We start from the raw sequence: 17796 nt of genomic DNA, 5'->3' as shown, positions 1-17796 counted from the left end.
GCGGCTCCAACTTCGGGCCCCGACGAGGAACTGACGCACCAGCAGCAGAAGTCACACAACAACTAACGATCAACTACTGACGCAGGACACTAGTCGAGCACGGCAGCGACGGCTTCGATCTCTACGAGCTGGTCGTCGTAGCCGAGCACGGTGACTCCGATCAGGGTGCTGGGGACGTCGTGGTCACCGAACGCGTCCCGGACTACCTCCCAGGCGGCCACCAGATCTGCCCGGCTGGTTGACGCGACGAGCACTCGGGTGCTGATGACGTCCTCGACCGATGCACCGGCCTCGATCAGCGCAATCCACATGCTCTCAACGGCTTTCGCTGCCTGCCCCGCGTAGTCCCCGATAGCTGCCGTGGACCCGTCTTCGTTCAGCGGGCATGCCCCGGCGAGGAAGATCAAACGTGATTCGGCCGGCGCGGTGGCCGCGCACGCGTACTCGGCGACGTCGGACAGCGAGCTGGAACGAATCAGGGTGATGGCACCTCGTTCTCCCCCGCGAGGACGAGGACGCCGTCAGCCATCGCAAAGGGCGAGAGGGGTAGCTTCGGCACGGAAGGTCCACCGAGGCTCCGGCGAGGGAAGCACCCCGCCCTTCCCATACCTCGCCCAGGCCACCGCCCCACCGCCCCACCGAACACAACGCGGCGGCACCGGCGAGCAGCCGCCGCCGCGACACCCCACGCCCCGAGGCCGACCCCGGCCGGTCTCCACGGTCGTCACCCACGAAACACGTCGGTTGCCTTACGCGTTCAGACCACCGAACCGGCACCACGGTTGTCCACGAGCCCCACGGGATGATGAGCCACGGACTCGCCCATGAGTGGCGTTTTCCGCCACCCTGGACGCGTTCCTTTCCGCAGCACTCCTGCCGTCGGCACTGCCTGCACCGCACGTCAGAAACTCGCGGAATTATCCTTTCAATGGCGCTAAACCCTCTCTTCCACAAGGTCTCCACACGGCATACTCAGGCCCGGCAGCCGAGGGGGCGCCGGGCATCATCCGATGCGTGGCAACGTTTCCGACAATGCGCGCCCAGTTCTGCTGTGAACCACCACGTACTGCCGTACTGCCGTCATGAACGCCGGGAAGGCGAGCACACCGTAAGAGGCCGTTTCCGGCGGGCAAAATTCCGCTGTCCCGTACCAAGGTGACGAGGCAACGATTCGCGGGCCCGTGGAACGGCCCAACGCACCCAAGCGGCAAACGCCGTTCCAGGCATGCGGGTGGCACCGCTGCGCTATGTCACCACTGGGCCACGAAAGCATTTCGAGCCGAATTGACAATCCCGCACGCTTTCCAGGAGGCAGGTCATGGACAAGGCGCTTCATCGCACCGTTGCGCTCCTGACAACGGTGTTCGGCTTCACGCTGTGCCTCACCGGCCCGGCGAGTGCGACCCCCGGTACCCAGCCGCCCGGCTCCGCTGTGGCCGGCACGCTGGTGAGCAAGAACGGCACGTCGGTCACCGTCACCGCCGCTGTGGGCCTGGGCAACACCATCTCCGTGTGGCAGGTCGGCGACACGATCCGGGTGAGGGACACCGGTGACGCCATCGTGGCTTTCGGCGGGTGCACCGCGGTCAGCGCCACAGAGGCCGTCTGTCCGGGGGTCGGCAGCCTCACCGAGGTTGTCGTCAACGCCGGTGACCAGGCCGACAACGTCACGTCCTCCCTGGCGAGTCCGGGGGTAACCCTCGTCGGTGGCGCGGGTGACGACAGCCTCCAGGGCGGCAGCGCCAACGACACCCTGGAAGGCGACGAAGGCTCCGACTTCCTCTCCGGTGGAGGCGGCAACGACACGCTCACCGGCGCCAGCGGCCCGGACCGGATCTTCGGCGGCGCCGGGAACGACTCGATCGAGGGCCGGGCCGGCTCCGACGTCATCAACGCAGGCGCCGGGAACGACGTGGTGAGCGGTGGCAACGGCGGCGACCAGGTGATCGCGGGCACCGGCAACGACTTCGTGGAGGGGGGCGCGGGCCGGGACACCATCAAGGCCGTCGACGAGGTCAGCGGCAACGACTACGTCCAGGGGGGCACGGAGGTCGACAGCTGCACGGCCGACCTGGGCGACAGTGTCACAGAGTGCCCGTGACCGGCGAGCGCGAACGGCGCGGAGACAGGCCCGCAGTGCCAGCGACACGACGAAGGAGACGCACAACCATGAGAGCGCGACGTATCTACGTGATCCTGTCGGCCGGAGCGCTCCTCTGCGCTGCGCTGGCCGGCACCTCCGCCTCGGCGGCCCCGCACACCGCCGAGCCCCGGCACCTCGCGAGCGCCACGGTGGTCGAGATGGTCGGCGGCACCCTGCTCGTCACGGCGGATCAGGGCGTGGCCAATGACATCACCATCCGCCGTCAGGGCAGTGTCGTCCTCGTGTCGGACAACGCGGACGAGGTGCGCGCCGTCGCCCCCTGCGAGAGACGGTCGGAGAACATCGCGGCGTGCCCGCTCCCCACGGCCGTGCAGGTCAACGGCCAGGACGCCGATGACGACATCACGGTCTCCCCGAATCTGGATGTTCCCGCCACTCTCTACGGGGGCGGCGGCAAGGACCAGCTCAACGGCGGCCCCCGCGCGGATCATCTTGTCGGCGACGACCCGACCGGGGTCTTCGGCCTCACGGCAGCGACTCCGGGCAACGACACCATCAACGGTGGGCCTGGGAACGACACCATCTCCGGGCTGGGAGGGAACGACACCATCAACGGCAATGCCGGAAACGACACACTCAACGGGAACGAGGGCAACGACAGCCTCAACGGGAACACGGGAAACGACACCCTGGTCGGAGGAAGCGGCAACGACACCCTGAGCGGCGATGAGGGCAACGACACCCTCAACGCCACCGACGGCGTCAACGCCAACGACAGCCTCGACGGCGGTCTCGCCTTCGACTCCTGCAACCGCGACACCGGCGACTCGATGGTCAACTGCCCCTGACAGCACGTCCGGTGTGCGTTGTCGCGGCTGAGAGCGCGTGAAGCGGCCGGCCGGGGCGCGGCCCGTTGCTCCTCGCCCCGGCCGACGAGCATCGCACCGACCGAGCACAGACTGTGGGAGATCGTGCCGGGCGGTACCTGCCGCACGATCTCCCACAGCACGCGTGTCGCGGCTGCCCCAGGAGGCGGTGAACCGTACACCGGTCCACGAGTGGTCGGGGCCGGCCTGGTTGTGGTGGTCGGCGAGCTGACTGGGCGTCTGGCTTCAGCGCCTTCGTCCTACCGCGCGCAGCGCCGTCGGTGTCGTAGCGGCCGAGGACGAGCAGCCGCGGGTGGCGCAGTGTGCCGGTGACGCCACCGATGAGGGCTTCGGTGGTCTGGCGCCGTACTGGTAAGCCTGGATAGCAGAAGGTGCGGAATTGGCCAGGGCCGCGGCCCTGGACGGTCAAGTGTGTCGTCCTACCGAGACGGTGTCTCGAACGGCCCTGAGGGTAGGTGTCGTTCGCCCAACTGTCGTGTGGCTGGCAGGGTGCCGACGCCTGCACCGCCCTATGAGCGCAAGGCCCGAACACTTCCTCGCTTTCGCCGGCATAGCCGCCGCCCTGATCCGCTACCGCCCTTGCCAGGCAGGAAGGTTGACCGCCAGCGATATCTGATTGCGGTGATCCCCTCTCGGGAGCAACGATGCCGCCATGGAGCAGCCGAATGAGACCATTGACTGTCAGGACTTCGCCCTGCGGCGCTGGCGGGCGGAGAGCGACTTCGACGCCCTGTTCCGGATGATCGAAGAATCACTCGACCACCTCAGGCCGTGGATGCCGTGGGTGGCCCGCCACAGCCAGCAGCACATCCGCGACTTCCTCGCCCGCTGCGATCCGAAGTGGCAGAGCAGCGACGCGTACAACTACGCGATCACCGTGAACAGCGCACTCGTCGGCAGCTGTTCCATCTACCGCACCGGCGAGCCACAGGGCCGCTTCCTGGGGTACTGGCTGCACCCCGCCGCCACCGGACAGGGCATCGCGACCCGGGCCACAGCGGCCATGGTCACCGAGGCGTTCGCACTACCGGACGTGGCGTACCTGGAAATCGTGCACGACCTGGCCAACGCGGCCAGCGGCGCCATTCCCAGGCGCCTGGGTTTCACCGAGGTCCGGCGCGAACAGGTAACACCGCCCGCGGCTCCCTCGGACTGCGGGACCGACGTGGTCTGGCGGCTGAACCGCCCGAGATCGCCGCTCAACAACACTCCCCACCCCTGAACTCCCGGAAGATCAAGCATCACTCCAGGCACCGTTGCAGTATGAGGCTCGGCCGACTTCGTCCGAGCCTGATGTGGCGCGTCGGTGCGCGGCCTTCGGGCTCCTGCTCGCGCTGAGCCCTGCCGTGGGGGCGGTGGTCGGCTTCGTCGTGCTGCGCGAGCGGCTCACCGCACGCCGGGTGTGCGCCATGGTGCTGGTGGTGGTCGTCGGCGGTGCGCACCCAAGGCGCGATGTCCTTCGGGGTGCGCGGCAGGGTTCCGGTTCAGGCGTTGTAGCCGCCATGGGCGTCCAGCACCGCGCCCGTGACGTACGACGCGGCGGGACTCGCCAGAAAGGCGATCGCCGAGGCGATTTCGTCGGGGTGACCCACGCGCTGCAGGGACAGCGAGCTGACCATGGCCTTGAGGGTCTCGGGGTCCGGCCCTTCCATGCCGCTCTCCATCAGTCCGGCCTCCACGACGTTGGCCGTGATGTCCCGGGGCCCGAGGTCCCGTGCGACCCCCATGGTGTACCTCTCGATCCCTGACTTGGTCGCCGAGTAGTCGGCAAGGCCCGGGACACCGACCCGGGAGCCCAGTCCGGAACTCACCGTGATGATGCGGCCGCCCGCGCGCAGCACTCGGGAGGCGGCCCGGATGACGGCGATCACGCCGAGGTAGTTGGTGGCGTGCATCCGGTCCAGAGCGGCGGTGTCGGCATCCGGGTCGTCCACCGTGCGGCCCTGCTCCACCGAGATCGCCGCGTTGTTGACGAGGATGTCCAGGCCGCCGAAGTGCGCGACCACGTTGTCGATCAGCGCCGGCGCCCGACTCATGTCCGCCTGGTCGGACTTGAAGGCGACGGCCTGCGCTCCCTTGCCGCGCACCTCGTCGACGACGGCCTGCGCCTGCTTCTCGGAGCTGACATAGGTGAACGCGACGTCGGCGCCCTGCTCGGCCAGCAGTCGTACGGTCGCGGCTCCCAGTCCGCGCGATCCCCCCGGTGACCAGGGCGGCAGATCGCGACCAGCGCGAACACCAACCCCGTGGTGATCAGGCGGCTGCTCGGCGAGCTGCGCAGGGCGGGGCTCGTGGAGTCCCGGCGGGGCGTTGGCGCGGGCTGGTCGCTGGCGCGCGAGCTGGGGTCGATGACCCTGCTCGACGTGTACAAGGCAGTGGAACCCGGCCCGCTGTTCGCGATGCACCGCGCCACCCCGGACCAGGGATGCGTGGTGGGTTACGGCATCCAGCCGGCGATGCAGGGCATCTACGAGGGCATCGAGGAGACCCTGAGACACGAGCTGGCCCGCGTCACGCTCGAGGACGTACTCCGGGACGTCCTCGCGGCACCTCGCTAGCCTCCCCGTTACGCCCTGGCATCACCAAGGCCTCCACCCATGCCCAGGCCGACGAACAGCCTGTCAACCAGTCACGCGAAAGACCCTTGCAGTACTAAGGCGGCCATCCTGCACGGGCGGGCCGCAATCCGCAGTGCTGTGCAACCGACCCTGGCCGGGGAGCAGTTGCCCGCGGCCGGCCTTGCCTGTGAGCCGTCCCCAGCCGAGCGGGCTTCAGACGACGGCACCGACGCCCTGGCCCAGCGCGAGCGGCATCAGCTCACACTCGTAGTCGCGGCCCACGAGTGAGTAAGTGAGTAATAGACCTGATGTCCTGCGCAACGCTGGTAGCCGTACCTGTCCGCAACGGCGAGCGATTCAATCAGTTGCCCGCCGGAAAAGTTGGAGACCTCCGTGCAGCGGAGCTTGCCAGCCCGTACAAGGGCGCGTCGACCCCGGTTGTCGGTGTGAGTTGGCCGTCTCTGGGTTGTCACGTCCCGTCCGGCTCGGCGGACTGACGCAAGCACCCATATGTCCTCGGCCGACGCCTGGTGACGCCTTGTCAGGCAACGATTGTGCTGCCCGGGCGCCCTTACCCGCGGGAACACCTTTCCCCCCAGGCCCGGCTGCTCCACTATGACTCTTCATTCCAGCCAGTCACGCTGGCTGGTCTTCCGATGGCAGGCGGGTCGGTCGCGCCGTATTGAACGAGGAGTCGAGAGGGTGCCCAAGCTCCGGAAGGTCGTTGCGAACTCCGTGAACGAAAACCCTGACCACACCGTCCTGCCGGATGCGGAACTAACCGAACGTATCCGCGCCGGGGCCCCGACCGCGTATCCCGCCACACAGGAGCTCAAGCGCCGCCATATGCCGTCGGTCCTCACCTACGCCCTGCTCTGCGGACGCACCCCGCTCGCCGGGAACCAGCTCGCGGTGCAGGCGCTCGACCTCGCCACCCAGGAGACGTGCCGCGGTATCGAGCCCCGGGGGAACTGGGGACACGATCTGCTGATGGCAGTTCAAAGAGTGGGCATGACCTGGGCGTCAGGCAGTCGCCGGTCCCGGCTCGAACCCGGCTTCGCCGCGTGGATTGACGACAACATCGAGTACACCGCTGTGATTCCTGCCGACCCGCCGCGTCCGCACCTCGACTTGACGTCCGCCATGCTCACCGCCTTCCACCGGCTGCCGGAGCAGACGCGGGGCATCCTCTGGTACGGAGTGGTGGACGAGGAGCCGGACGCCACGGTCGCCACCTTCGCCAACGTCCTTCCCAGCATGGTTCCGGAGCTGCGGACCACGGCGCAGGACGCCATGCGCAAGGTCTATATCCAGGCATATCTGGAGCATGGCGGGGACCGGAAGTGTCTGGGATACCGCCGCATCATCGAGGCCGCTGCGCGACCGGGGGATGGGCGGCGCAGCGAGGACCTGGCGCTCCACCTGACGGAATGCCCCAGCTGTGCGCGGCTGGTCATGGAGCTGGGACGGATGACGCACAGCCCTCGGACCGTGATCGCCGACGGTCTGCTGCGGTGGCGCGGAGCAGAGTACGTGGCCCGCGGTCCCGTGCGCGGCCCGCTCGGCAACCTGCCGGAGCCGCCCGACCGGTGGGAGCCCACGGCCGCCCTGCGGGCGTTGGCCGCCTCCGCGCAGTCGCAGCGGAGCGATGGGACGCTGCCGGGTGCCGGGGCCGCACCGCGAAAGGGCGGGACGTCGCGGATGGGCGGGACGCTCGGGACAGGCGCCGCCAGGTGGCCGTCCCGGCTCGCCGTCCTCGTGGCGGTGGTCGCGACCGTCGTCGTGGCCGGCACGGTGCTGGCCACCGCCTTCGAGGACTCCGCCCCGGTCGGCGCCGACACCCCTGATGCCCCACAGCCCCCCTCGCGTCAGGAGGCGTGGCCTCCAGCGGCCGTACTACCGGCCCCCACGCCGTCGTCGAGCGACACCAGGCGGCCATCGAAGCCACCCTCGGCCTCACCGAGCCCCAGCTCCTCCTCCGCAGCACCCACCGCGAAGGCGCCGGCTCCGCCAAAGGCGATCGCGCCGCCCCGTCCAGTGCCGATCGTCGCGGGCGGCGGCTACGCACAGGTCGTCAACGCGGATTCCGGGCTGTGCCTGGACATCGTGAACGGCGTGATGGCGAACCGTACTGAGGTGATCACCGCCCCGTGCAGCGGTGCCGCGACCCAGCGGTGGAAACTGGACCCCATCGGCGTCCTGCGCAGCAGGGCAGACCCCGACTACTGTCTGGACTCGCGCGGTGACACGGACCGCGGCGTCGGCATCTGGACCTGCTCCTCCGTCTACGGCAAGAACGGTCTGAACCTGCGCTTCACCATCGACGCGGCCGGAGTGATCCGCCCACAGATCGCGCCGAGCTTCGCCCTGGAGCCGCTGGGCGGCTCGGCCGGCGGCTCGCTCGATTTCGACCCGGCCGACGGTGACAGTGACCAGCGCTGGACGGCTGGTTCCTCCGTGCGGAGCTAGGTCAGGGTCTGCTCGCGGGTGAGCAGGACCCGCTCCACCTTCGCCCAGCAGCTGGTGCGCTCCACCCTGTCACGTTCGATGTCGGCGCCGGAGCAGTCGAAGTGGACATAATCAACGTCTGGTTCCGCGCGGCGGACGTGATCGTCGGCTCCGGCGGCCTGGTCGGCTACGTCTGGATCGCCAAGTACTTCATCGTCGGCACGGCGGGCCCGGGCGCGGGCCTCCTGGGCGGCGGCGTCGAGGCCCTGGCGGCCCTGATCGCGGGCAACCACTACCGCAACAGCCGGTGACGCACAGTGCCCCTCAACCGGCGGCAACGCCTGGATGGCCGCTCACCACGGTGACGTTGACATGATCGGCCACGGCTTCGCAGGAGTGCTGCTCTTCACCGCCCTCCTCGTTGCCTTCCTCCTCCCCCCATCTGCGCCAGTCGGCGTTCCACAAAGGGCTGTGGGTCTTCAGCTTCCCGATCGCTGCCGGCACGAATTTCGTCATCCGCTGGCTTCACGGGGCCGGGATGGCGCCGGGCGAACCCTCAGCTGGATCCTGCCGGCAGCGGCTACCGCGGCCCTCGCCGTGATGTCCGCCGCCACATTGCGCCATGCAGCTCGACGCGACGACGCAGGAAAGACGCGTAGTTGATAGGACGTGGCCGTTGAGAGGTCGCGCTGCATCCCGGTACGAAGGTCAACCGTCGCAGACCACGGTGCACTGCTCAAACCCGGTCGGCGCTCCCCGCCGGCCTGTGCGGCAGCAGGGCGGCTGCTTCGGCTGCCTGTGCCGTGACCTGGGTGGCCGCGCGGGCGGCGCGTCCGGTCACCCGCCAGGTGAGCATGCGTAGCGCGGTGGCCGGTGCCGGGGGAAAGACGCCGAGCTGACCGAGCATGGCGATGTCGTCGCGCACCGCTTCATGCCCGATCACCTTGCCGTCGCGGAGGTCGAGCACGTGGATCTGTTCGACGTCGATTTCCCGCCCAGTGGGGGGTATGGCCTGGTCAAGGACCCCGTCGTGGAAGCGGACGAACGCACCGGTGTGGCGGCCCTGCATGCGCAGGCGTACCCAGACCTGTGCGTCGTTGCGGGCAGTGCCGAGGACGGGCAGCCGCAAGTCGCTGAACGCGGCCCGCATCCAGGCGCCCGAGGCGAGCACGCCTGCCGGTCCCGGGTTCGCGCAGGCCGGCGGCGACACGGCCGCTTCGCGATTGTGGAAGTCCTCGTGCACCACATCGGCGGCCAGGGCCGGATCCCCTGTCTCGAGGATCCGGAAGAGCCCGTGGGCCAGGTCCGTGGTGTCCATTCCCATGGTGTGCATGCCTTTCGTCGGCGGTGCGCTGCGCTGTGAGGTGACGGTGGATCCGGTGGGCAGGGCTGCCCGCGTCGAGCGTTGTGCGTCGACTTATTGAGGTTACATGACGCCTAATGAATAGGGAGACTATTTAGTCAACGCACTTAGGATGGCGGCATGCCCTCCAAGCGCGCCTACGTCTCCCCCCTCCGCGAGCAGGCCGCCGCGCGGACCCGCGCGCTGATCCTGCAGCGAGCCGCCGAACTGTTTGCCGAGCGGGGTTATGGGCGGGTGACCGTCGCGGACATCGCCTCGGCGGCCGGGGTCGCGTCGAAGACCGTCTTCGCCAGCGTCGGGAGCAAGGGCGACATCCTGGACCGGATCGTCGACCAGGGCGTGGTTGCCTCCGGCTACGAACGGTCCATGCGGCAACTGCTCGCCCTGCGGACACCCGAGGCGGTCCTCAAAGCGCTGGCCCACGGCACTCGCAGGGGCAACGAGGGGCAGTTCACGGTGCACGAAGCGATCCGCAAGGCGCTGCCCGTCCATGAGAACGGCGAGGCGCTGTGGGAGCGGGCCACCGCCGCCTACCGGGACGCACTCCACGCCGCCTCCCGCCATCTGCACACCCTGACTCCACCGCCTTCCTGCCCGGTGGAGGAGACTGCCGACCTGCTGTGGTTCTGGTTCGGCCCCACCGGCTGGCGCACCCTGGTGGTCGAGAACGGCTGGTCGTGGGACCGGGCCGAGGGCTTCCTTCACCGCACGGCCGTCGCCACCCTGTGCTGATGCCAGCGGGTGCCACCATTGGCGCTGATCTGCTGCCCACCGCGGCCCGAGCCATCTCCGCACTACTGCCACCTGGCGCTGCCGTCCGCGCCATCACCGACCTGAGCTACTTCAACGGCGCGCACAGCAGGCCCTGTGATCACGCTCGCCCTGTGGGCCGCCATCGCTGCGCTCCTGCTCGGCCTGCGCCCCCGCCTGATGCGGCGTCGCACCGCAGCCGGCAACTGACCCTGCCGTCAGTACCTCGGCGCTTCTCACCTGGCGCGTCCACCGTTTTACCCAGCGCACGAGCACGCGCCGCACGTGATCACACCCTGTTTCTCGTATGGCAGCCGCCGCTCCAGCCAGGAACCGAGACCATGCGGCGATCCGGACGGGCGCGGTGACAGCGTGAGCTGCGGACGGCCCGGCATGCTGAGGGGATGAGACGTCGCAACCCTGAACCGGCAAAAGCAACGGCGCGGAATTATGCCGGCGCGGTCTACGGCTCGCTCCTCGCCGCCTCGGTCATCGCCACAGCGGGAACGCTGGGCCCCTTCCCCCGGCTCCAGCTTGTGGTCATGCTGCTCACCACCGGCCTGGTCTTCTGGATCACGCACGTCTACGCCCGCCTCGTCGGCGACCGGCTAGCACATCAGGCACTGTCGTGGGAGACGATCCGCCACGAGGCGCGCGCGGAATGGCCGATCGCTCAGGCCGCGCTCCCGCCGGCCGCCGCCGTGGCAGTGAGCCCTTCCCTGGGGCTCGGACCTGGCGACACCGCGTGGCTGGGGCTCGGCGTCGCCCTCGCCGAGCAGGTCGCCTGGGCCACCGCAGCGGTGGTCAAAGCCGGTGCCCCTCGCCGCCTGGTCGCCGTCACCGGTGCGGTCAACCTCCTTCTGGGGCTGGTCATCGTGGCCGCAAAGGCGGTAGTCCAGCACTGATCCCGCGTTCAAGAACCCTCCGAACCGCCACCACATGACACAACGTCAGCCCGCGAGCATTCAGAACAGCACCCTGACCAGCACCGATACCAAAACGCTGATGGAGTACCAGGCCTGGTAACCGTCCGGTGCCGTGACCCGGATCTTCGATTGGCCGTGCGGCCGCGTCTCCCAGTCGTCCATGAAGCGGGCGGTCAGTCCGTGCTGTTCGGCCAGCCGGATCAGCGTCTCGGTGCGGTAGTAGAAGTCCTCCCGCAACACGTGGTGCTCGACGCCCTCGGTACGGTCGAAGGTGAAGTCGAAGAAGCCTCCCGGCGCCAGGATCCGCCCCACATGGCCCAGGCACTCGTCGATGATTTCGATGGGGGAGTGTGAGAAGACGCTGTGCGCGTGCACCACGTCGAAGTACGCGTCGGGCAGGAAGTCGAGCGTCAGGTCCTGCGTGATGGTCAGGTGCGGCAGCTTGCTCTGCTGTTGGACAAGCGCCGCCGCCTCCATCCGCTCCGGCAGAGCACCAGGATCTGTCAGATCGTGACGGGCCGGGCAGCGTTTGTCCGGACTGGCCTGTCAATGACCGGCGTCTTCGCAGCGAATCGAGTCGAGTGCCCTCGCCGCACCCCCAGCGTGGAAGGAGACGCAGCACCGCACCAGGTGCTCAACCACCACCGCGATGGAGGCAGACCATGACCGCCAGGAAACGCTCGACCGCCACCCGCCACCCGCCACCCGCCACCCGCCACCCGCCGTCCGCAGCCCCAGCCCGGCCACCGGCCCGGCCTCGAACTGTGCGCACTCCTCGGGCTCCTGGGCCTGTCCGCCGCGCTGTTCCACTTCACCGGGCCCGCCGGCTTCTCGATCGTCGTCAGCACCGGCGTCGGCCTCTTCGCCACCTGGCGCACCCGTCGATGACCCCGGGCGCGGCAGCCAGTGGAGAGAGCGCCGCCACCGAGGGCACCAGGGGTGTGCTGAGGCCTCCGCGCCAACAGCCTGCCGCCCCTTCCCTGACGTTGAGTCCGTTGGGGCCAACGGGTCCAACCGGACGCGACCTGCCAGTCAGCGCCGCATGCGCCAGGTGCCGTACAGCCCGGCGACTGCCCCGATGATCACGGAGAAGCCTGCGTCGCCGACCGCGCGGTACACCCCCGCGCACACGGCCAGCAGGGCAACCAGGACCACCACGTCCAGTACCTGGTGCCGCGTCGGCTCCGGCGGCAGCGCCGGCCCCCGGGAGGCGGGGGGCAGTTCGGGTTCCGGCGTCTGGGAGGTTGTCTCGATGTCAGCCATGCCTTCAGCAGACCGCCGCGCACCCCCGGTCACCTAGTGAACTGTACGGCCTCGCATAGACCCGGACGTTGCAGGTCACCGGCCTATGCGAACCGGCGCAACGCTGAACGGCCCAAGGCGTTCAGGAACGTTCGGCGGAATCCGTGCACGTTCAGACACCGGGCCCTCTAGCCTGGCATTTCTCAACAGGGAGTGTGATCCGGTGACATACAGCAATCCCCAGGTGGAGCCGGAGGACGCTGCCGCCATTGCCGCGTACGAGGAAGCGCTGCGCGAGTTCACCATGGAGCTGAACCGACTCCACATCGCGTACGGCGCGCCGTCCTACGCAACCATCGCCAAGGCATCCGTCCGGCCGAAGCTGACCAAGGCCGGCCTCAACGAGGTCCTGTCCGGCAAGCGACTCCTCTCCCTGGAGGCGCTGCTGGAATTCGTCCGGGTGGTCAGCAACCCGCAGCCTCCCCTCCCGGACACCCCGGCCGCCTCCCGGGCCCGCCCGGAGCTCGCGGACCAATGGCGCGGCCGGTGGCAGCACGTGAAGTTCCTGCAGCGGCAAGCCCACCCCCCGTGGACGCGCCTGCGCGCGACCGTGCAGGACATGCTCGACCAGGCCCTGCGGGAAGCCGAGGACGTCCGCGCAACTGCCCACGAGGAAGCCGCCCGCCTACGCGCCGGCGCGGAAGCAGAGTCCGAGCGCCTGCGCACCCAGGCCCAGCACGATGCCGACCAACTGCTGCAGCGGGCGCAGGCGAAGGCCGAGCAGCTGCACTTACAGGCATCGCAGGACGCCGAGGAGCTGCGCGCCTCCGCGCGCGCGGACACTGACAGGACGTCGTCACGGTGGGGCGCCCGTCTCCTATCTCCTCGCCAAGCGTGGCGCCCTCTGGTCGCGATGGCCGGGGTAGGACTGGCCGGGGCCGGGCTGGCCTACACGCTGGCTGCGGATTCCCTCACCGGACAGCTTTCCAACTCCTGTCGGCCCACCCGCGCCCACACTGCCGCGCCGGTCGCCCCTGGGGCCGGTCTCCAGCCCGGCGGGACCACGGAACAGGCGGCAGCCGCCCACGAACCGCAGGGGGTGATCTTCCCCACCGGCTCGCGTTGGTCGGGCTGGCCCTCCCCCGACTGGTCGACGACGACCTCGGCCACACCCTCCGAGGATCCCTCCCCCACCGCCAGTAGTTCCCCAACGCCCAGCGCCTCCCCGAGGCCCACTACCTCCGAAACCCACACCCCGGCTGGTGCATGCGGCCCTACCAGTCCGCCCGCGAGCCCGACGCGATCGCCCAGCCCATCCGCCTCGTGAGGTCCCTGACCGGTGTGTGCGGGCACGATGCACGGGGGCGGAGGGACGCCGGCTGTCGAGGTGGCAATGACTGCGCTGACTTGCTCATGAAAAAAATCGAATCCGCGACCACATCACCTCGACTGCCTGCCGTGGTCCTCGGCGGATGAAGCTCTGCGCGTTCCCGCCTAGCGAGATCGAGCGCAGCCCCAAAGCTTGACTTTTAACCTCGGGCGTGATCGCGATCGTCTCGGGGCGTCTGACGGCTTTGCCCACGTGGTGGCGGGCGGCGGGGCTTTTGTTCTTGGAGCCGAGCTGGGTTTTGGTGCACGGGCCGGGCATGTCAGGTGGGGGCGGATGTTCCTGAACCCCCGGCGGACGCGGGCCGGGGTGAGTCGGCCGGGCTCGGCTGGCTTCTCCCAGGGACGGCGGAGGTCCTCGACAAGCCGGCGGCCGAGCCGTGCTCGCACGCAGGATCACGCCAAGGCCGCCACTGTGTCCGGCAGTTCCGGCCCCGAGTGATCAAGTTCGAGGGATCATTCGACCAGCCAAGCGGTCCCGGCCGGCCGTCCCCGACAAGGCATGATGGGGCCGTGAACTGGGATTCATCGGGTGACAAGGTCGTGGAAGCAGGCTGGCAGGCTGTAAGGGACGACGGGCGCGTACGTGCCGAACTCCTGGAAGCGGCCTACGCGGAGCCGCGCCTGCGGCAGTTGTTCCCCTGGACGGGGATGGGCGAGCTGCACCTCAGCCGCTGCACTGAGCAGCGATGGACCTGGGACATTCCGTACATCCAGCCCGCAGCCGGAGGCACCTACTGGGTCTCCGGACCCCTCCGTAGCGAGTCGGTGGGCCCGGCGGCCACAGCACAGGAGGCCATCGCCATGGTGGTCGAACGCCTCCAGCGGGCTACGGCCCCGCATTCGTCGGAACCCCAGAAGAACTCGCAGCCCACGAAGCAACAACGCGGAAGCCGCAGACAGGCTGAGGTTAACTCTCCCTACACGGCCGTTGCCTGAATCACCAGAGTGAATCGACTACAGACGGTGTACTGCAGGTGAGAGATCAGCCGGCTGGCGTAGCGAGGTCGGCCGGATCGTACAGTCCGCGGCGCCTTCATTCCGGGCGCTGGAGAACTCGACGCGCGATGTGTCGTCCTTCTCGAGCACCCAGAGAGTCCCGCGCTGCGGGGTCCACTCCGGTCCCACAAGGAATACGCGGTCACCCGACATATGGAAGAGCCGGAGGCCTGAGTACCGGAAGCCGTAGGCGCTGTCCTTGCTGTCGATGCGGTGGAAGCACGTGCCGTCACCGCGGATCATCAGGTCCTTTTCACTGAAGACGACGACGGCTGGGAATGCGGTGGTGACCGTTCGTGCCGCTTCTGCGGCTCGGCTGCGACCCACGATCCCGGCGTAGGTCGCAGTGGCCCAGAACAGAGAGAAGACGCTGATCAAGACGGTCAGTCCCCACAGGCGCAGCTTCCCGCGACGGTCGGCTCCCGGCGGGCGTGACCTCTCGCCGGTGGGAGGGAGAGTGCGCGCGTAGGTGGTGAGCAGGAAGCCAGCGATCATTGCGAGCGGGATGGCCAGGCCGAAGGCGGCGGGATGGGCAGGCAGCAGCGGCAGCATGGCGAAAGGTGGCAGCCACGCGTGGCGAAGGGAACGCGCCACCCATTCCACGCGGCGCGACTCCCGCACCACCCAGCGGTGCATGCCCGTACCCATCAGTGCGGCAGCCGCCAGCAGCCAGACCGGCAGGAAGAGAGCGTCCACGCTGCGCAGCAGGTAGTCGACGGTGGAGAGCCGCAGCACTGTGTCCCGTAATCCCAGGGCCCTCGTTTCGGCGTCGCTGCTGGCCCACCCGAAGTAGAAGAGGACGGCGGTGAGAAGGGACAGCAGCGAGCTGACGGCTCCGAGGAGTTCCAGCCACGCGGGCTGCGCCGTGGGGTCGGACGAATGCTCGGGCTCAGGCCCCTGTGGAGGCCCGGGAGGTGCGGGAGACGGGGAAGGGGCCGGTGCCGGCGGTGAGGGCGGCGTCGGGGAGCCTGGTGTGTGGGGCGGCTGTCCCTCAGGGGGATCGACCACGGGCTCCTGCGTCCGCCGACTGCGGCGGATGCGAGCCGCCAGCCTGCGTAGCGCCGGCCCCCACCCGGTTGAAGTCGTCGTCACCGTTTGATGGTGAGTTCGAAGGGCGCAGTCAGTTCAAATGCCTCTCCGAACAGCTTGATGCGGGCCTTCCCCGGCTGCATACCGTCCGGGACCAGGAAGTTGGTGAAGGCGTTGTGGCAGCAGCCTTTGTCCTCCTGTTCTTCGAAGGGGATCACTGTTGCCGCTGTCTCGTTCAGGAGCGCGCGTCGGGCTTCGCTGGGCCACGTGCCTTGAACTGAGACGGTGTCACCAGGGCGTGCTTCGACAGGCTCCCGCTGGACTCCGGAAGGGTCATATACACGCACCTGCGTGATCCTGTAGGGACAGGCGACGGCCCCCGTGCCCGTCGGAGCCTCCCTGATCAATACGTTGCCGCGGGGGTTCGCCATGAGGAAAGAGGCGATCTGTTCCAGCACGTGGTACGCGGCTTCGTACTTGCAGTCGCCGGTGGACTTGCCTTTGACGGCCTTGTACGCATCAATCGCCTTGGCCCACTCCCCTTTCTCGCCCTGCACGGCGAAGCAGACGCTGATGAGTCCATTGATGAGGTTCCAGGCAGCCGGTTGCTTCGCCCGCGTCTCTTCGCTCGTGACTTCGTACCTATGGCGGGCATACGAACAATTGCGCTTCTGGATCACATCGTAGAGATGGTCGGGGTTGCTCGCGTCGAACACCGGAGACTTGGGCCCCGCGCGGAGCCAGGAGAACTCTTCGGCCGGAGGCTCGCCCGTCGCGGGTTTTCCGCCGCCGGATCCTCCTGGGCGACGGGTCTCCGTCGGCCATGTCGACGTCTTGGATTCGCCGCCGCTGGGCTTCCACTGAGGGGCGTCCGAGCTCCGAGCACCTGACCATGTGCCGCCGGGGGCTGAGGTCTTCTGGCTGCCTTCGCCGCTCGGGGACCCGTCGGTCGGACTGCGGGTCGGTCCGCTCGTCAGCCCGTCGGTCGGCCCAGGGCCTCCGGCCGTAGCCGTGGCACTGTTCTTATCGACTCCTTCGTCACGAGAACCGCCGTCCGCGCCGCCGCACCCGGCAAAAGCGAGGCTGCCCGCAATCACCAGAATGAGCGCCGCCACAAAGGTGCTCCACCATAGAGAATTGGTTCGAATTTCGCTGCGCAGAGTCACGCCGCCCCCCGGTAGACCCATGATGAGGATCAAATGACTTGAACGTGTGCGCGACCGACGATACTTGCAACTCCCCAGTGGTTACCAGGCGTTGCCCTCAGTCTTGCGTTTCCCTGCATCGTTCTGTATCCGGTGTATCTCTACTGAGCAATAGCATCGCCACTTTCACCTGCTTCTGGACGGCTTCATCGCAGCCTGATGGCGGACGCCCCGGGGCGTGCGGGCCTCTCGCGCCACAAAGGCTGACTCACACCATTCTGCTCAACTACCGCCTCTCATAGCGTCATGGCAGTTGATGTGGTCATGATCATCCGGGGGTGCTCATGCGCAGCTTCTGCTCACGCTGGTCCTCGCCGCGCTGGCGGGCCGCGGTGCTCACGGAACCGGCCACCACGGCGCCGGAGACTCTGGAAGGCCAGCGCCCGCTGTGATCGACCCCAACGCTGATCACAGCGGGTAACGGGAAGTACGAGGTAGGACCCGCGCTCGCGGAGAGCGCGGGTCCTCTTGGGCCGAGGAGCGTGGGTGAGGTGTGCGCCGCTAGAAGAGCGTTTTGTCCTGTCGGGGGTGTTTGGTTCGATGTTCAAGTGTTGCGCCAGTTTGGGGGTATTCGCGGGTGAGGCGTCGGCTAACTGGCCAAGCCCGGTTCCAGTCGGGGTCGATCGCTGCGAGGGCTTCGGCCCGCTTGGGGTGGCCGGCCAGTGCGCCGGGGCGGCGGAGGTTGGACAGCCACTGCCCACCGGCCGGTCCGAGGCCGTGGCGGACCTAGGGGCGCACAGCGTCCAATGCTGGCGTAGTACACGCGGGCGCTCCGCCGGTTCGGCGGCGGTGCCGCAGCCCAGGTGCTGCGCCGCGCTCCGAACAGCCGGGGCGCGGTGGGAAGTCGGCTGGCGTGTCTCGGACAGCGCCTGACCGGGCTGGATTTTCTCGATCTTCCG

Annotated in this window: 16 protein-coding genes and 4 pseudogenes; 10 read left to right on the top strand and 10 right to left on the bottom strand. The window is 68.6% G+C overall.

What is annotated here, in order from left to right; translation table 11 throughout:
* Nucleotides 1–89: 89 nt before the first annotated feature.
* Complete coding sequence (locus ACZ3H8_RS37565; protein ID WP_467409457.1) at nt 90–485, bottom strand: RidA family protein; 396 nt, start codon at nt 483–485, stop codon at nt 90–92.
* An 833-nt stretch (nt 486–1318) separates the two neighbouring features.
* Here ACZ3H8_RS37565 and ACZ3H8_RS37560 point away from each other — a divergent pair.
* From ACZ3H8_RS37560 to ACZ3H8_RS37550, 3 genes are all read left to right on the top strand, one after another.
* Nucleotides 1319–2101, top strand: coding sequence for a calcium-binding protein (locus tag ACZ3H8_RS37560; RefSeq protein ID WP_467409454.1), 783 nt, complete (start codon nt 1319–1321; stop codon nt 2099–2101).
* Nucleotides 2102–2169: 68 nt separating this feature from the next.
* A complete protein-coding gene (locus ACZ3H8_RS37555; RefSeq protein ID WP_467409453.1) occupies nt 2170–2952 on the top strand; it encodes a calcium-binding protein in 783 nt (260 codons plus the stop codon).
* 691 nt (nt 2953–3643) lie between these two features.
* Complete coding sequence (locus ACZ3H8_RS37550) at nt 3644–4213, top strand: GNAT family N-acetyltransferase (RefSeq protein WP_467409450.1); 570 nt, start codon at nt 3644–3646, stop codon at nt 4211–4213.
* A 262-nt stretch (nt 4214–4475) separates the two neighbouring features.
* Here ACZ3H8_RS37550 and ACZ3H8_RS37545 read toward each other — a convergent pair whose 3' ends face one another.
* Complete coding sequence (locus tag ACZ3H8_RS37545) at nt 4476–5210, bottom strand: SDR family NAD(P)-dependent oxidoreductase (RefSeq protein ID WP_467409455.1); 735 nt, start codon at nt 5208–5210, stop codon at nt 4476–4478.
* On the opposite strand from ACZ3H8_RS37545, the pseudogene ACZ3H8_RS37540 reads away from it, so the two are divergent.
* Nucleotides 5208–5549 (top strand): annotated as a pseudogene (locus ACZ3H8_RS37540) (Rrf2 family transcriptional regulator); the annotation flags it as partial. The gene ACZ3H8_RS37545 and the pseudogene ACZ3H8_RS37540 sit on opposite strands and share 3 nt — an antisense overlap.
* A 96-nt stretch (nt 5550–5645) precedes the next feature.
* On the opposite strand, the pseudogene ACZ3H8_RS37535 reads toward ACZ3H8_RS37540, so the two are convergent.
* A pseudogene (locus ACZ3H8_RS37535) lies at nt 5646–5971 on the bottom strand (aldo/keto reductase); the annotation flags it as partial.
* A 280-nt stretch (nt 5972–6251) separates the two neighbouring features.
* Between ACZ3H8_RS37535 and ACZ3H8_RS37530 the strand changes: the two are divergent.
* On the top strand, nt 6252–8018 hold the full coding sequence (locus ACZ3H8_RS37530) for a ricin-type beta-trefoil lectin domain protein (protein WP_467409449.1): 1767 nt from the start codon (nt 6252–6254) through the stop codon (nt 8016–8018).
* A gap of 101 nt (nt 8019–8119) precedes the next feature.
* Nucleotides 8120–8308 (top strand): hypothetical protein, encoded by a 189-nt coding sequence (locus tag ACZ3H8_RS37525; protein ID WP_467409446.1) that lies wholly within the window; start codon nt 8120–8122, stop codon nt 8306–8308.
* A 13-nt stretch (nt 8309–8321) separates the two neighbouring features.
* Here the strand turns inward: ACZ3H8_RS37525 and ACZ3H8_RS37520 are convergent, their stop codons facing one another.
* Together ACZ3H8_RS37520 and ACZ3H8_RS37515 are read right to left on the bottom strand one after the other, a co-directional pair.
* Entirely contained in the window at nt 8322–8513 is a 192-nt protein-coding gene (locus ACZ3H8_RS37520) for a hypothetical protein (RefSeq protein WP_467409445.1), read from the bottom strand.
* Between the two features lie 220 nt (nt 8514–8733).
* The gene (locus ACZ3H8_RS37515; protein ID WP_467409443.1) at nt 8734–9315 is read right to left on the bottom strand and encodes an ester cyclase; all 582 of its coding nucleotides are present in this window, start codon (nt 9313–9315) and stop codon (nt 8734–8736) included.
* A gap of 165 nt (nt 9316–9480) precedes the next feature.
* On the opposite strand from ACZ3H8_RS37515, the gene ACZ3H8_RS37510 reads away from it, so the two are divergent.
* Nucleotides 9481–10092, top strand: coding sequence for a TetR/AcrR family transcriptional regulator (locus ACZ3H8_RS37510; RefSeq protein ID WP_467409441.1), 612 nt, complete (start codon nt 9481–9483; stop codon nt 10090–10092).
* A 422-nt stretch (nt 10093–10514) separates the two neighbouring features.
* On the top strand, nt 10515–11015 hold the full coding sequence (locus ACZ3H8_RS37505) for a hypothetical protein (RefSeq protein WP_467409440.1): 501 nt from the start codon (nt 10515–10517) through the stop codon (nt 11013–11015).
* A 60-nt stretch (nt 11016–11075) separates the two neighbouring features.
* Here ACZ3H8_RS37505 and ACZ3H8_RS37500 read toward each other — a convergent pair.
* Nucleotides 11076–11486: pseudogene (locus tag ACZ3H8_RS37500) on the bottom strand (class I SAM-dependent methyltransferase); the annotation flags it as partial.
* A 582-nt stretch (nt 11487–12068) separates the two neighbouring features.
* Nucleotides 12069–12299 carry a hypothetical protein gene (locus ACZ3H8_RS37495; protein ID WP_467409439.1) on the bottom strand — a complete coding sequence of 77 codons (231 nt, stop codon included), beginning with the start codon at nt 12297–12299 and terminating at the stop codon, nt 12069–12071.
* Between the two features lie 202 nt (nt 12300–12501).
* On the opposite strand from ACZ3H8_RS37495, the gene ACZ3H8_RS37490 reads away from it, so the two are divergent.
* Nucleotides 12502–13605: a hypothetical protein gene (locus tag ACZ3H8_RS37490; RefSeq protein ID WP_467409436.1), complete on the top strand. Its 1104-nt coding sequence runs from the start codon at nt 12502–12504 to the stop codon at nt 13603–13605.
* Between the two features lie 222 nt (nt 13606–13827).
* On the opposite strand, the pseudogene ACZ3H8_RS37485 reads toward ACZ3H8_RS37490, so the two are convergent.
* A pseudogene (locus tag ACZ3H8_RS37485) lies at nt 13828–14045 on the bottom strand (NF041680 family putative transposase); the annotation flags it as partial.
* Nucleotides 14046–14177: 132 nt separating this feature from the next.
* Between ACZ3H8_RS37485 and ACZ3H8_RS37480 the strand changes: the two are divergent.
* Nucleotides 14178–14603: a DUF6193 family natural product biosynthesis protein gene (locus ACZ3H8_RS37480; RefSeq protein ID WP_467409435.1), complete on the top strand. Its 426-nt coding sequence runs from the start codon at nt 14178–14180 to the stop codon at nt 14601–14603.
* An 18-nt stretch (nt 14604–14621) separates the two neighbouring features.
* Here the strand turns inward: ACZ3H8_RS37480 and ACZ3H8_RS37475 are convergent, their stop codons facing one another.
* Together ACZ3H8_RS37475 and ACZ3H8_RS37470 are read right to left on the bottom strand one after the other, a co-directional pair.
* Nucleotides 14622–15671 (bottom strand): hypothetical protein, encoded by a 1050-nt coding sequence (locus ACZ3H8_RS37475; protein ID WP_467409434.1) that lies wholly within the window; start codon nt 15669–15671, stop codon nt 14622–14624.
* Nucleotides 15672–15751: 80 nt separating this feature from the next.
* Complete coding sequence (locus ACZ3H8_RS37470) at nt 15752–16858, bottom strand: hypothetical protein (protein WP_467409431.1); 1107 nt, start codon at nt 16856–16858, stop codon at nt 15752–15754.
* Between the last annotated feature and the right edge of the window lie 938 nt (nt 16859–17796).

It is taken from the genome of Streptomyces sp. NPDC002868 (genome assembly GCF_055563295.1).
Note: the sequence above shows the minus strand (reverse complement) of the source record. Positions and strands in the feature narration are given on the sequence as shown.